Origin of the sequence: Aurantimicrobium photophilum (assembly GCF_003194085.1) — a bacterium.
In the GTDB taxonomy this organism is placed as follows: Bacteria; Actinomycetota; Actinomycetes; order Actinomycetales; family Microbacteriaceae; genus Aurantimicrobium; species Aurantimicrobium photophilum.
This window is the reverse complement of sequence record NZ_CP023994.1, coordinates 847773-863319: the sequence shown is the minus strand read 5'-3', so window position 1 is coordinate 863319 and position 15547 is coordinate 847773. Positions and strand designations below refer to the sequence as shown.

Below are 15547 nucleotides of genomic sequence, written 5' to 3'. Positions count from 1 at the left end.
TCGATGGTTGAACTCAGTGCTGCAGAACGTTTTGCCCAGGCACAGGCTCGAAATAAAACTCCACTGGTCAATGCCTTTCGTGAAAAACGTTCCTTTGATTTAGATCCGTTCCAAATAGCTGCGGCCAACGTTCTTGAAGCAGGGAACAGCGTATTGGTAGCTGCTCCAACAGGTGCCGGTAAAACGGTTGTCGCTGAATTTGCTGTCTTCCTCGCCATGAGCACGTCTTCAGACAAGTTGTTCTACACAACCCCCATGAAGGCCCTTTCTAACCAGAAATACAATGAGTTTGTTGAGGAATGGGGTGCTGAAAATGTCGGCATTCTCACTGGGGATACAAATATCAATTCCGGTGCTCGCATTGTGGTGATGACCACTGAAGTTCTTCGTAACATGCTTTACGCGGATAGTGATCTCCTTGCAGATCTTCGTTTCGTTGTCATGGACGAGATTCACTATCTTGCCGATAGATTCCGAGGTGCTGTTTGGGAAGAAGTCATTATTCACCTGCCCCAACATGTTCGGCTCGTTGGTCTGAGCGCCACTGTTTCCAACGCAGAAGAATTCGGTGATTGGCTTCAAGCAGTACGCGGTGACACAGACATCATCGTTTCTGAAGACCGTCCGGTCCCGCTCGATCAACATGTCTTAGTAGGCAATAAATTCATTGACTTGTTTGATGGCTCCACAGCTGCCGCACAACATCGTGTCAATCCTGAATTACTTCGGCTTGCTCATTCCAATCAGCGTGCTCCACACATTCGTTCTGCAGGTCGCAATGCCAACCGTGGCGGCAGGAACAACAGACCTCAATATGCACAGAATCAGCCTCTTCAAGGCCGTATGGATCGTGCCAACATCATCGAGTTGTTGGCGGAGAAGAATCTTCTCCCAGCCATTTCTTTCATATTCAGTCGTGCGGGCTGTGACCAGGCAGTATCACAAGTTCTTCGCTCAGGTATTCGCCTCACGGATGCGGAAGAACGAGAGATTATTCGAGACATAGTTGAAGAACGATGCAGCGTTCTTGCCGACGAAGATCTCGGGGTATTGGGATATTGGGAATGGCTAGAAGGTTTAGAGCGGGGTGTTGCCGCTCACCACGCAGGATTACTTCCTGCATTCAAAGAGGTAGTTGAAGAGCTCTTTCAAAAGAAACTTGTGAAGGTTGTCTTTGCCACTGAAACTCTTGCTCTAGGTATCAATATGCCTGCTCGAACTGTGGTGCTGGAAAAACTAGAAAAGTTCAACGGTGAAGCACGTGTTCCATTAACGCCAGGGGAGTACACCCAGCTCACCGGTCGTGCAGGACGGCGTGGTATTGATGTGGAGGGACATTCCCTCATTCAGTGGGCAAACAACCTAGATCCACAGACAGTTGCCTCTCTTGCTAGTCGGCGAACGTATCCTCTGAATTCCAGTTTCAGGCCGACCTACAACATGGCCATCAACCTGATTGAACAGTTTGGCCGAAGCAGAACCAGAGAGATTCTGGAAAGTAGTTTTGCTCAATTCCAAGCAGACCGAGCTGTTGTCGATCTTGCTCGCAAGGTCAAACAACAAGAAGAAACACTTGCTGGCTATGCCGAACCAATGACCTGTCACTTAGGTGACTTTGCAGAATATGCAGCATTGCGACGCACGTTGACCGATGTTGAAAAACAATCCGAACTAGGTTCTCGGGCAGCCAAAGAAAAACGTAGTGCTGAACTCAATTCGCTGCGTAAGCAGATGAAAAGCCATGCCTGCCATCATTGCCCTGATCGTGAACAACACGCCAGATGGGCCGAACGCTGGTGGCGCCTCAAGCGCGAGACAGACAAAATAGTTCAACAGATCAATACTCGGACAGGCGCTGTTGCGCGCATCTTTGACCGAGTCTGTGACATTCTGGTGGACATGGACTACCTGATGAAAGATCCTTACGGAACAGAGTTTTCGCTCACCCCTAAGGGCGAGTCCTTAGGAAAGATTTACGGTGAACGTGACCTCTTGATTGCGGAGTCCATTCGACTCAAGTTGTGGGATGAACTTGATGCTCCTGGCTTGGCCGCCATGGCGTGTGCGATTGTGTTTGAACCACGACGCGAAGAGGGTTTGGTCAACGAACGATATCTTCCTCGAGGAAAATTCATCGATGCACTTCATGAGACACAAAGTCTCTGGTCGGATCTAGAAGAGCTGGAAAACTATCACAAGCTTCCTGGCACACATCCGCTCGCTACCGGCCTCTCATTGGCGATGTATAAATGGGCAAAGGGCTCACGTTTAGACGATGTGTTGTTTGATGCAGATATGCCTGCTGGAGACTTTGTGCGCTGGTCAAAACAGACCATTGACTTACTCGACCAACTTGCACAGGTCACTTCTGGTGATCTTCAAAAAACTGCCCGCACAGCCTTAGATCACGTGCGACGTGGCATTGTTGCGTATTCCACGGTGGCCTGATGAAAAGACTCAATTTTTGGATTGCACTGTTTCTCGCTGTGGTATCAGGGTTTGCTTTGCAGGGTGCATTTCCGGCAACCAACTTCTGGCCTTTAGCTTTTGTCGGCGTATTTCTCCTTCTGTGGTCACTACTCGGTCGCTCTTTCTGGACAGCATTTATCGTCGGTTCTTCAGCCGGAGCAGCATTCTGGCTGTCACTGATTAACTGGCTTACCCTCTATCTCGGGCCGGTTCCTTGGTTGGCACTCGGAATTTTGCAGGCCCTTTTCTTTGGGCTGGGTGCTTCGCTCATCTCGATTGTGATCAATCGAGGCCCTACGCGGTGGACCAACAAATGGGGTCGTATTGGGCTCGTCAGTATTGTCATTGCATCGCTATGGACTCTTCGTGAAAGCATCACAAGCGTGTGGCCTTATGGAGGTTTTTCGTGGGGCAGGTTGGCGCAATCGCAATCTGAGAGCCCTATTTCTCATGTCGTCACTTGGGTTGGTACAGCAGGTCTGAGCTTCTGCGTTGCTGTGACTGCCGCTCTTGTCTTTCAAGTACTTCGAGAGAGACATCGCCCCTTACTCGTTTACCCCATACTCGCGTTCGTTGTCCTCATTGCTATTCCTGGTTTCACCATAGATATCTCAGGGACGACAAATGTTCTCGCTGTTCAGGGCAACTCTAAGGCTGGTTTATTTGACCATGGTGCGCCTGGTTCTATTCTTCAAGATCATGTGTCTGGAACTCTTCCTTATGCCGGAGAAGATATCGACATGGTTGTGTGGCCAGAGAACGCCAGCGACGTGGACCCTCTTGAATCAGAGCTTGCTGCACTCACGCTCACTACTGTTTCAAAAAAACTGGGCGCACCCATTGTGACCGGAACAATCACAACTAATGCAGACGATGAGAACTTTAACTCCTCTTTAGTGTGGACAGATCGAGTAGTAGCTCAATACGATAAAATCCATCCAGTACCGTTCGCCGAATACATGCCCAACAGAGAATTGTGGCGCACATTCCAGCCCGAACTTGTTGATCTTGTTACCCGAGATTATTCGTTTGGAACGCGATCTAACGTTGTTGACATCAATGGTGTTCTTGCCGGTATTGCCCTTTGCTTTGACATTACTGATGACCAACAGGCCTATCAGTTGATTGATGGAGGAGCGCAGCTCATCCTTGCCCAAACAAATAATGCTGATTTTGGGAAAACTTCAGAAAATCTTCAACAATTAGCAATTGCGCGTCTTCGAGCAATTGAAACAGGACGATCTGTTGTCAACATCTCTACGGTGGGGACTTCAGAAATCATTTCTCCTACAGGTGAAACGATTTCGAGTATTCCTGCCTATCAACCAGGGGAGATGTTGAGCGCTGTTCCCTTGAGCTCAACCATCACCCCTGCGATGGCTTTCGGTCGAACAATCGAATGGACGATCGGCGCAGTTGGCGTTGTCGGTTTGTCGCTCATTCTCATTCGTCGCAAGCCCTAGAATTGAACTTCTAGAGACTTACGAAACCGGAGTGAACATGGGCAAGGACAACGATTCTTTCGTTCACCTTCACGTTCATTCCGAGTACTCGATGCTCGATGGTGCTGCACGTGTCAAGCCACTTGTGAATGCAGCTGTCGAGGCAGGAATGCCTGCGATTGCTATTACCGATCACGGCAATATGTTCGGCGCATATGACTTCTGGAATGCTGCTACAGACACCGGCATTAAACCAATTATTGGTACGGAGGCGTACCTCACTCCCGGCACTCATCGCACCGATAAAACCCGTATTCGTTGGAATAACGGTGGGGATGATGACGTCTCAGGTGGTGGTGCTTATACGCACATGACTCTGTTGTCGTCCTCGACCGAGGGCATGCATAACCTCTTCAAGATGTCCTCTTTGGCTTCACTTGAGGGCTACTACTTCAAGCCTCGTATGGACCGTGAACTCCTCAACACCTACGGGAAGGGCCTCATCGCGACAACAGGCTGCCCTGGTGGTGAAATTCAAACCCGCCTGCGCATTGGTCAATATGATGAAGCACGCGCAGCGGCGGCAGAATTCCGTGACATTTTCGGCAAAGAAAACTTCTTCGTTGAAATTATGGATCACGGTCTGGATATTGAGCGTCGAGTTGTCACAGATCTCATCAAGCTCTCTAAAGATTTAGGGTTACCTCTCGTTGCAACCAACGATCTCCACTACACGCATGCTCATGACGCTGATGCACACGCCGCGTTGTTATGTGTGCAGTCGGGATCCACTCTGGATGACCCCAACAGATTTAAGTTCGAATCAAATGAGTTCTATCTCAAGTCAGCCGCTGAAATGCGCCGACTCTTTGCTGACTACCCCGAAGCCTGTGACAACACGTTGCTCATCGCTGAGCGGTGTGAAACCAGCTTTGAAAAACGTGATCTCATGCCACGTTTCCCTGTGCCAGAGGGTGAGACGGAAGCAACGTGGTTTGAAAAAGAAGTTGCCGCTGGTCTAGCTCGTCGATTCCCCAACGGTGTCTCCGATGCTCATAAGGCACAAGCCAAATATGAAGTTGATGTCATCATTCAGATGGGTTTCCCCGGCTACTTCCTCGTCGTCGCTGACTTCATTGCGTGGGCACGCCAGCAGGGTATTCGAGTTGGCCCTGGTCGTGGTTCAGCAGCGGGTTCACTCGCGTCGTATGCCATGGGTATCACCGAGTTAGATCCGCTCCACCACGGTTTGATTTTTGAGCGCTTCCTGAACCCCGAACGTGTTTCCATGCCCGATGTCGATGTTGACTTCGATGATCGTCGACGTGGTGAAGTAATTCGCTATGTCACCGAGAAATATGGCAGTGACCGTGTCGCACAGATTGTGACCTACGGCACCATCAAGGCCAAGCAAGCTCTCAAAGACTCATCTCGCGTATTGGGAATGCCCTATTCGGTAGGGGAGAAGCTCACCAAAGCGATGCCTCCATCCATCATGGGTAAGGACATCACCCTGACCGAAATCATGGATCCTCAGGCACCGCGATACAAAGAGGCGGCTGACTTCCGATCGGTTCTTGAATCTGATGTTGATGCACAGACTGTTTTCAACACGGCACAAGGTATAGAAAACCTCAAACGTCAATGGGGTGTTCACGCCGCTGGTGTGATCATGTCGGCTGAACCATTGATGGATGTCATTCCCATCATGAAACGTGAAGATGATGGCGCCATCATTACCCAATTCGATCAGCCGCCTTGTGAATCTCTTGGCTTGCTCAAGATGGACTTCTTGGGCCTGCGTAACCTCACGGTTATTCAAGATGCCCTTGTCAATATTCAGAACAACCGTGGCATCACGGTTGAGCCTGAACTGTTAGATCTTGATTCTGACCCAGCAACCTACGAGCTTCTTTCGCGCGGTGACACTCTCGGTGTTTTCCAGCTTGATGGTGGACCAATGCGCGCACTTCTGCGCCAGTTGAAGCCCACAAACTTCGAAGATATCTCTGCTGTGATCGCTCTGTATCGCCCAGGCCCTATGGGTATGAACTCACACACCAATTACGCATTACGAAAAAACGGCCTTCAAGAGATTGAGCCCATTCACCCCGAGCTTGAGGAACCGCTCTCTGAAATCCTGGGAACAACCTACGGTCTCATTGTGTATCAGGAGCAAGTAATGGCGGTTGCTCAAAAGGTCGCGGGATTTACCCTGGGTCAAGCAGATGTTTTACGTCGTGCCATGGGTAAGAAGAAGAAGTCAGAACTGGATAAGCAGTTTGCTGACTTTGAAGCTGGCATGCTCGCAAATGGATATTCAGCCCCCGCGGTCAAAATTCTCTGGGATACCTTGATGCCCTTCGCTGACTACGCCTTCAACAAGGCTCACTCTGCTGGATACGGAGTTCTGAGCTATTGGACCGCTTATCTCAAGGCAAATTTCCCGGCTGAATATATGGCAGCTCTCTTGACATCAGTTGGTGATTCCAAAGACAAACTAGGTATTTACCTGTCTGAATGTCGACGAATGGGGCTCAACGTTTTGGCCCCAGATGTGAATGAATCAGACGGTGTTTTCTCCGCAGTTGGTCAAGATATTCGCTTCGGTATGGGTGCTATTCGCAACGTCGGTTTTGGCGTCGTTGAACACATTAAGTCAGCCCGTGCGGAAAAGGGTCGCTTTGATTCTTTCCACGACTTCCTCAAAAAGGTTCCTGTTCAAGTCGCAAACAAGAAGACGCTGGAGTCGCTCATTAAAGCTGGCGCTTTTGATGCGATGGGGAATACACGACGTGCACTCGTAGAGATTCATGAGGATGCAGTCGAATCTGCTGTGAGTCTCAAGCGCAACGAAGCCCTTGGTCAAGTTGATCTTTTCGGTGACATGTTTGAGTTCACTGAAGAGCACTCTCAAGTTCCCGATCGACCTGAATTTACCAAACGTGACAAGCTCGCTTTTGAACGTGAAATGCTGGGTCTCTATGTCTCCGATCACCCCCTTGCTGGGCTTGAACTCCAATTGGCTAAGCATGCAACGGTGACTATCAACGACCTCACTACAAGTGACACCACCATGGACGGAGACATCGTGGTTCTTGCCGGCCTCGTCACAGAGGTCCAAAGACGTATCGCGAAGAAATCAGGCAATGCCTACGGCATTATCAAGCTGGAAGATTTCGGCGGCGAGATGGACATTATGCTGCTTGGTCGCACCTATCAAGAGTTTGGTCCCATGCTCGAAACAGACTTAGTTTTAGCAGTTAAGGGCCGGGTTAACGTTCGCGATGATGGACTCAACATCCAAGCTATGAGTATGTTCGTCCCAGACGTCGGTGCTGTTGTGGGCGAACAAGGTCCGCTGAACCTGGTTTTACCAGAAGTAAGAGCAACCTCCTCAACCATTGGAGAGCTCTCCGAGGTCCTCAAACGTCACCCTGGTCAATCTGAAGTGCGATTGCGACTTACCCGCGGGGCAACTGCACGCATCTTTGAACTCCCTGCTCGCGTCAACGTGTCATCAGATTTGTATGGAGAGCTAAAGTCTCTCCTAGGTCCAGGTTGCCTCGGTTAGCGGAAATAGACTGGATACCTGATGATTCACACTCTTGATTTGCGTGGAAGACGACCTTCTCGCGCTGAACTACTGGCACTCATTCCTCGAACAGAGGTTGATGTTGATGTTGCCCTCGACGTTGCTACGTCGCTGATTAGTGATGTTCGTGATCGTGGATCCGAGGCCTTGCGGGAACAGGCTTCACGCTTGGACAAAGTTGACGATTATGAACTTCGCGTTCCTCAGTCCCACATCGATGAAGCTGTCGCTTCGTTATCTCCGCAGTTACGGGCTTCATTAGAAACAGCTATTGCTCGAGTCCGGATAGGTTCTGCCGCCCAGGTTCCTGCTGCTGTTCGTAGTGAAATCGCACCCGGGGCTGTAATCACACAAAGATGGCAACCAGTAGAGCGTGTTGGTCTCTATGTGCCAGGCGGAAAAGCTGTTTATCCTTCTAGCGTCATCATGAATGTTGTGCCTGCACAGGTTGCTGGCGTTAGCTCGATTGCTCTTGCTTCTCCAGCACAGGCTCACTTCGGTGGCCGGGTTCACCCGACCATCCTTGCTGCTGCAGGTTTGCTGGGTGTTTCTGAGGTGTACGCAATGGGTGGCGCAGGTGCGATTGGCGCCTTCGCCTACGGTGTCGAAGATCTGGGTCTCGTTCCTGTCAATGTGGTTACGGGTCCGGGTAACGTCTATGTTGCCGCCGCGAAAAGATTGGTTCGTGGCCGCGTAGGAATTGATTCTGAAGCAGGTCCGACTGAAATTCTGATCATTGCTGATTCTTCAGCCAGAGCTGATTTCATTGCTGCTGACCTTATTTCTCAGGCAGAACACGACGAAATGGCCTCTGCTGTATTGGTTACTGATTCTGAAGAACTCGCTCGTGCTGTTACGCAGCACGTTTCAGAACTGGCGGAAAAGACTGCTCACGCTCAGCGCGTGAAGATTGCTCTCGAAGGCCCACAATCTGCACTCGTACTCGTTGATGATCTCTCTGTAGCCGTCGATTTTTCGAATGCGTATGGACCCGAGCATCTAGAAATTCACACTCAGAAGAACTCTGAGGTTGTCGCTCAGATCACCAATGCTGGTGCTCTGTTTGTAGGGGATTACAGCCCAGTGAGTTTGGGTGACTATTCCGCCGGTTCTAACCACGTTCTCCCCACTGCAGGCCAGGCCCTGTTTTCTTCTGGTCTGGGAGCGTATACATTCCTGCGACCCCAGCAGGTCATCGAATACTCCAAGGCTGCGCTTTCCGAGGTTGCAGGCGGGATTCGTGTACTAGCTGATGATGAAGATTTGCCCGCCCACGGTGATGCAGTAGATATCCGTTTCAACACAGAGGACAATTAGTCGAATGTATTGCCCCTTTTGCCGCCATTCAGATTCCCGCGTAATCGACTCTCGCACGAGCGACGATGGCCTCTCCATTCGTCGTCGTCGTCAATGTCCTGAGTGCAATGGTCGTTTCTCCACACTCGAAACTGCGTCACTTTCTGTGATTAAGCGCTCAGGTGTGGTTGAGTCATTCAGTCGCGAAAAGGTCGTTGCAGGTGTCCGTAAGGCGTGCCAGGGAAGACCAGTTACTGATGCGGATCTTGCCGTGCTGGCCCAAAAGGTTGAAGAAACCATTCGCGCCACGGGAGCGTCCCAGATTGAAGCAAACGAAATTGGTTTAGCAATACTGCCTTCCTTGCGCGAACTCGATGAAGTTGCCTACCTACGTTTTGCCAGTGTGTATCAAGCTTTTGACTCACTCGAAGACTTCGAAGTTGCAGTTCAAACCTTGCGTTCCGAACGTCAGACAGGTCAGGCTCAGTAGTAGTGGCAACTCACAACGGCAATCACTCCTTTTACAATCTAATCTTCAAGGGGTTTTTCAAGTTCATAGACCCTGAGGATGCTCACCACCTCGGTGCGTTTGTCATCAAACTTGCTGGCCTACCTGGTATTCGTTCGATCAAGCACGCTTTTTCGCAGCCCAATCCTGAACTTCATGTTCAAGCGCTGGGATTACATTTCGATTCACCCTTTGGAATGGCCGCTGGTTTTGATAAAGACGTCACCATGGTTTCAGGGCTGTATGCGCTCGGCTTTGGTCACGTAGAAGTTGGCACTCTGACTGCCCACGCACAACCTGGAAACCCGAAGCCTCGTCTTTTCCGCTTGATTCCAGACCGTGCATTGATTAACCGGATGGGCTTCAACAACGGGGGAGCGGCAGCTGCAGTTCCTCGTTTGAAAAGACTCCGTGCTTTGAAACACCGCCCTGTGATCGGGGTAAACATTGGGAAATCCCGAATTACTGAAGTTGAGAATGCGACTGAGGATTACCTCATCAGCACTAAACTTCTTGCCCCTTTGGCTGACTATCTTGTCGTGAATGTCAGCTCACCCAACACGCCAGGGCTTCGTGGGTTGCAAGAGATTACACAACTCAAACCTCTCCTCAGCGCGGTCAAAAATGCTTCTGGCGATACGCCTCTATTGGTGAAGATTGCACCAGATCTCACGACTGAAGAAATATCCGAGATTGCAAAGTTAGCGGTTTCTCTCGGGCTTGATGGCATTATCGCCACAAACACCACGATTAGTCGCGAGGGCCTAGTTTCGGATCCTGCACGCGTCGAAGCTATTGGCGCAGGTGGATTGTCTGGTGCCCCACTTGCAAATCGTTCACTTGAGGTGCTCAAGCACATTCGATCTATCGTTCCAGCACAGATGTGCATCATTTCAGTCGGTGGTATTGAAACAGCTGAACAGATACAAGAACGGCTCAATGCTGGAGCAACCCTTGTTCAGGGATATTCAGCGTTTGTTTACAACGGCCCTCTTTGGGCCGTCAAGCTCAACCGCGGCTTGAAAAAATTAGCGGCACGTAGCTAACAACTAGCTTGGGTATTGACGGCGACCAACTTGTGGCTTAGGCAAACGCAAGGGGCGCATCTGCAGGCTGCGCATACCGGCATACCAGCGAACACCCTTATCCAAAGTTCCAAACTTGGCGGTGATGCGCTTTCTCAGCTGTACACCGAGAATCATCACATCAATCAGTGCAATAAAGAAGAACGCCCAGAGTACGAGGAACGAACTTTCCTGAACGGGGAGACTGGGGATAAAAGTCATAATGATGACCAGGAACATGAAGGGCACCATCAGTTCGCCAACGTTATAGCGAGCATCTACGAAATCACGAGCAAATTTCTTTTGAGGACCACGGTCACGCATGGGGAGGTATCGTTCATCACCAGCAGCAAGTCCGATACGTGCCTTGTTGCGTTCCTCGTTTAAACGAGCGCGCTCCATACGAGCAGCTTCCTTACGGTCGCTGGGCACAAGGGGACGCTTGTTTGCAGCTTCTCGTTCCTTGCGACTGGGTGTTGCGTGGCCCTTGCCAGAACTGTTTTCTTCGACAGTTGATTCTGCAGTGGTGTTTTCTTCAGATTTCTTAGCCACGATGGTCCTTTGTTTGAATGCTACGCCCATAAGATTACCGGCATGACAGCTTCAATTTCTGACGTTCGCTCTGTGGTGTCTCAAACGTTTCCTCAATCTCTCAACGAACTGAAAGATTTAGTTCGTATCCCTTCGGTTTCTTGGTCTTCTTTTGATCCTGAACAAGTAGCTCGAAGTGCACAGGCTGTCTCAGACCTCCTTGCAGGAACTAATTTGTTCGAGGACGTATTTATCCTGCGTTCTCAGAAGTCAGACAGTAAAGAACTTGGACAACCAGCTGTTGTCGCACGACGCAACCCCGCACCAGGAATGCCTACTGTCCTTCTCTATGCCCACCATGATGTTCAGCCTCCTGGTGACCTCGCGATGTGGGAAAGTTCTCCTTTTGAACCAGAAGAACGAAGTGGGCGACTTCACGGTCGCGGTGCAGCTGACGACAAGGCGGGAATCATGGCTCATGTCACCTCCTTGCGTTTACTCCCTGAGCTTGTCGAAAACGTGGAACTTGGAATCGTTGTGTTCATTGAAGGTGAAGAAGAATTCGGTTCTCCATCTTTCGAGAATTTCTTATCTGATCACCACGAACTTCTCGCATCTGATGTGATCGTCGTAGCAGATTCAGGAAATTGGAACACCGAAACACCTGCGTTGACAACGACTTTACGAGGCAATGCAACATTCAAGCTCACGGTTCGAACTCTGGATCATGCACTTCATTCAGGCATGTTTGGTGGAGCTGTACCCGATGCATTTATGGCTTTTGCAGGGCTTGTTTCGAGTTTCTACACTCCATCGGGAAGTGTTGCCGTTGAAGGACTTCACCGATCATCAGTTCCAACCCCTGAGTATTCAGATGAACAAATGAGAGAAGAGAGTGGTGTCCTTGATTCCGTTTCTCTTATCGGAGATGGTCATGTTTTAGGGCGTCTCTGGTCTCAGCCGTCGATTTCGGTGACGGGTATTGACATTCCTGATGTGGCAAATGCGTCGAACACCTTGCTTCCCAGTGTTTCTGCTCGAATCAGCGTAAGAGTCGCCCCAGGTCAATCAGCTTCTGAAGCTTTCTCTGCCATTCAACAACACATCACTGAGCACATCCCGTTTGGGGCGATTGTTGAGTTTGAGGATGTGAATTTAGGAGAAGCGTTCTCAACAGATACATCTGGCTGGGCAGCTCAATCAATTTCACACGCACTTACTCAATCATGGGATCAAGAAGTCGTGAATATGGGTGTTGGTGGTTCAATCCCATTCATTTCAAGTTTTGTCTCTGCTTTCCCCAATGCTCAGGTGTTGGTTACTGGTGTTGAGGACCCTGACTCTCGAGCTCATAGCCCGAATGAGTCATTACATATCGAGTCTTTTGAGAAGGCAATTGTTGCTGAGTTGCTCTTTTTGGTAGACCTGAACTCGAAAAAACCTTGATTTCTCAGGAATATTGCAGACTACTTTCACCTTCTGCTTTTAGAATGGTGTTACCCGCTACAACCCTTCCAAGGAGTGGAAATGACTGAAACGACAACAGCCGAAGTTAAGGCACATGGCGTTGGTCTCACTGACGCAGCTGCACAGAAAGTTCGCGCGCTCCTGGAGCAGGAGGGACGCGATGATCTTCGTCTCCGTATTGCTGTTCAGCCTGGCGGATGCTCAGGTCTGATTTACCAGCTTTATTTTGACGAACGCGTCATGGATGGCGACGCCATCGTAGATTTCGGGGGAGTAGGCGTAGCCGTCGACAAGATGAGTGTTCCTTATCTTGATGGAGCAACCATCGACTTTGAAGACACCATTCAAAAGCAGGGGTTCACCATCGACAACCCCAATGCGGAGGGTAGTTGTGCATGCGGAGATTCTTTCCACTAAAGAACTTATGTTTCGATTCTGAGGAGCGAAAATTCAGCACGTTGCTACACTTTCACAGCTCTTTCTGAGGGTAGAGTTGAAATGTTCGGAACATTCATGTTTCGTTTTTGAACAAGTGTTTGTGAAAGGCCAATAGTGCGTTCTACACGTCGAATCCGATGGGCTGCGATTCCCCTCGCAGCAACGCTAGTACTTGCGTTAACTGCATGTACTGATCAGGAGCTTGCAGGCTATATGCCTGGCTTCGTTTCTGGGGCCTCTCCAGTAACAAACCACACTCAGCTCGTAATTGACTTCTGGGTCAACAGCTGGATTGTTCTCCTCGGTATTGGATTTATCACCTGGGGTCTGTTGCTGTGGTCGATGGTTGTTTATCGACGCCGCAAGACTGACACTGGTCTCCCAGTCCAGCTGCGTTACAACATGCCCATTGAAATCCTTTTCACAGTTATTCCATTTATTCTCATCATTGGTTTGTTCGCACTCACGGCTCGTGATACAGAAATCATTGAAAAGCGCTTCGACGCTCCAGAAGTCACCATTCAGGCATTCGGTAAGCAATGGGCGTGGGACTTCAACTACACCAATGAAGATGTCTACTACTCGGGAATCCAGGTACAGCCTGACCTTTCAGAAGGTGCTGAACAGGGTGCAATTGAGGAATCTTCATTACCAACTCTCTACTTGCCCGTTGGTAAGAAGGTAGAAATCCAGCTCAACGCTCGCGATGTCATTCACTCCTTCTGGGTTATCGACTTCCTGTACAAGAAAGACATGATTCCCGGAAAGACGAATTACATGTCGATCATCCCTGAACGTGAGGGTACCTATGCAGGAAAGTGTGCAGAACTCTGTGGTGAATTCCACTCACAGATGCTTTTCCAAGTGAAGGTAGTTTCTCAGGAAGAGTACGACGCCTACATCCAGAGTCTGCGTGATCAAGGCTTTGAAGGTCAGCTCGGCACTGAGTATGACCGCAACAGTAACCAAGCGAATGTAGTCGCATCCGCTAACGAGTCGAAGTAGTAGGGAATAGCGATGAGCGCAACACTTACTCCCACCCCAGTAGTAACCACTAATCAGAAACCACAAACTGTTGGTGTCACTCGACCAGTGACTAAGGGCAACATCATTGTGCGTTGGCTGACCTCAACTGACCACAAGATCATCGGTCACATGTACAACATCACCTCGATGTTGTACTTCCTGCTCGGTGGTGTGATGGCCCTGATAATCCGTGCACAACTGTTCGCACCAGGTCTCAACGTTCTTCAGACCAAAGAGCAGTACAACCAGATGTTCACCATGCACGGAACAATCATGTTGCTCATGGTTGCAACTCCGCTCTTTGCTGGTCTTGCAAATGCAATTCTTCCTTTGCAGCTGGGCGCACCAGATGTGGCCTTCCCCCGTCTGAACATGCTTTCGTTCTGGCTTTATTTCTTCGGTGCGCTTATTTCCGTTGGTGGATTCCTCACCCCACAGGGTGCCGCTAGTTTCGGTTGGTTTGCTTACGCTCCGCTTTCAACTTCAACCTTCTCACCAGGCATCGGTTCCAACATGTGGGTACTCGGCCTTGCAATGGGTGGTTTCGGAACGATTCTTGGTGCCGTGAACTTCATCACCACGATTCTCACCATGCGTGCACCTGGTATGACTATGTTCCGTATGTCGGTTTTCTCATGGAACATCTTGATCACCTCGATCTTGGTTATCCTCGTTTTCCCCATACTCGCCGTTGCTCTGTTCGGTCTCGCAGCTGACCGTATCTTCGGAGCACACGTCTACGACGCCGCTACAGGTGGAGCCATTCTGTGGCAGCACATGTTCTGGTTCTTCGGACACCCAGAGGTTTACATCCTTGCTTTGCCATTCTTCGGTGTGGTTTCTGAAATCATTCCAGTATTCAGTCGCAAGCCAATTTTTGGATACAAGACTCTGGTTTACGCAACCATCTCCATCGGAGCACTATCTATGACTGTGTGGGCACACCACATGTATGTCACTGGTTCTGTACTTCTGCCCTTCTTTGCGCTTCTCACCATGCTTATTGCAGTTCCCACTGGTGTAAAGATCTTCAACTGGATTGGAACTATGTTCCGTGGTTCAGTGACATTCGAAACCCCGATGATGTTCGCAATAGCATTCGTATTCAACTTTGTTTTCGGTGGTTTGACCGGAATCATCCTGGCTTCGCCAGTTCTTGACTTCCCCATGTCTGACTCATATTTCGTCGTTGCCCACTTCCACTACGTCATTGTCGGTGCTCTAGTCTTCGCTCTCTTCGGAGCTTTCTACTTCTGGTGGCCAAAGTGGACTGGAAAAATGCTCAACGAACGCCTTGGTATGTGGCATTTCTGGCTGTTATTCATCAGCTTCCACATGACCTTCCTCGTTCAGCACTGGCTTGGTGTTGTAGGTATGCCACGCCGTTACGCTACGTACCTTCCTGAAGATGGATTCACATGGATGAACCAGCTTTCAACTATCGGTGCATTCTTGATGGCGGTCTCGCTACTTCCTTGGGTCCTCAACGTTTACCTCACTGCACGTTACGGCGCAAAGGTAACCGTCAACGATCCTTGGGGTTACGGACGTTCACTCGAGTGGGCAACTTCTTGCCCTCCTCCTCGACACAACTTCACTTCGATCCCACGTATCCGCAGCGAATCTCCTGCGTTTGACTTGAACCACCCAGAGCTTGCTCCTAGCGGTTACACAAGTCAGCCAGCTCTCGCCGGAAAGGTAAAGGCCTAAC

General features: G+C 49.9%; 11 protein-coding genes. 10 read left to right on the top strand and 1 reads right to left on the bottom strand.

What is annotated here, in order from left to right:
- Positions 1-3 precede the first annotated feature (3 nt).
- The 6 genes from AURMO_RS04265 to AURMO_RS04240 are packed head-to-tail and all read left to right on the top strand — an operon-like array spanning position 4 to position 10356.
- The gene (locus AURMO_RS04265) at positions 4-2448 is read left to right on the top strand and encodes a DEAD/DEAH box helicase (protein WP_110233371.1); all 2445 of its coding nucleotides are present in this window, start codon (positions 4-6) and stop codon (positions 2446-2448) included.
- Positions 2448-3932, top strand: coding sequence for an apolipoprotein N-acyltransferase (gene lnt / locus AURMO_RS04260; RefSeq protein WP_110233369.1), 1485 nt, complete (start codon positions 2448-2450; stop codon positions 3930-3932). The genes AURMO_RS04265 and lnt overlap by 1 nt, the downstream gene beginning before the upstream one ends.
- 37 nt (positions 3933-3969) lie before the next feature.
- Positions 3970-7485, top strand: a complete 3516-nt coding sequence (gene dnaE / locus AURMO_RS04255) for a DNA polymerase III subunit alpha (RefSeq protein WP_110234867.1) — start codon at positions 3970-3972, stop codon at positions 7483-7485.
- A gap of 21 nt (positions 7486-7506) precedes the next feature.
- Positions 7507-8823, top strand: a complete 1317-nt coding sequence (hisD, locus tag AURMO_RS04250) for a histidinol dehydrogenase (protein WP_110233367.1) — start codon at positions 7507-7509, stop codon at positions 8821-8823.
- A 4-nt stretch (positions 8824-8827) separates the two neighbouring features.
- Positions 8828-9292 (top strand): transcriptional regulator NrdR, encoded by a 465-nt coding sequence (nrdR, locus tag AURMO_RS04245; protein WP_110233365.1) that lies wholly within the window; start codon positions 8828-8830, stop codon positions 9290-9292.
- A gap of 2 nt (positions 9293-9294) precedes the next feature.
- The gene (locus AURMO_RS04240) at positions 9295-10356 is read left to right on the top strand and encodes a quinone-dependent dihydroorotate dehydrogenase (protein ID WP_275425176.1); all 1062 of its coding nucleotides are present in this window, start codon (positions 9295-9297) and stop codon (positions 10354-10356) included.
- Positions 10357-10359: 3 nt separating this feature from the next.
- On the opposite strand, the gene AURMO_RS04235 is transcribed toward AURMO_RS04240, so the two are convergent.
- Positions 10360-10926: a DUF3043 domain-containing protein gene (locus tag AURMO_RS04235; protein ID WP_239406867.1), complete on the bottom strand. Its 567-nt coding sequence runs from the start codon at positions 10924-10926 to the stop codon at positions 10360-10362.
- Positions 10927-10968: 42 nt separating this feature from the next.
- Here AURMO_RS04235 and AURMO_RS04230 point away from each other — a divergent pair, with 42 nt between their 5' ends.
- From AURMO_RS04230 to ctaD, 4 genes are all read left to right on the top strand, one after another.
- On the top strand, positions 10969-12351 hold the full coding sequence (locus AURMO_RS04230) for a dipeptidase (protein WP_110233361.1): 1383 nt from the start codon (positions 10969-10971) through the stop codon (positions 12349-12351).
- Between the two features lie 81 nt (positions 12352-12432).
- Positions 12433-12789 (top strand): HesB/IscA family protein, encoded by a 357-nt coding sequence (locus AURMO_RS04225; RefSeq protein WP_110233359.1) that lies wholly within the window; start codon positions 12433-12435, stop codon positions 12787-12789.
- 135 nt (positions 12790-12924) lie between these two features.
- The gene (gene ctaC, locus AURMO_RS04220) at positions 12925-13815 is read left to right on the top strand and encodes an aa3-type cytochrome oxidase subunit II (protein WP_110233357.1); all 891 of its coding nucleotides are present in this window, start codon (positions 12925-12927) and stop codon (positions 13813-13815) included.
- Between the two features lie 12 nt (positions 13816-13827).
- The gene (ctaD, locus tag AURMO_RS04215) at positions 13828-15546 is read left to right on the top strand and encodes an aa3-type cytochrome oxidase subunit I (RefSeq protein ID WP_110233355.1); all 1719 of its coding nucleotides are present in this window, start codon (positions 13828-13830) and stop codon (positions 15544-15546) included.
- Position 15547 lies beyond the last annotated feature (1 nt).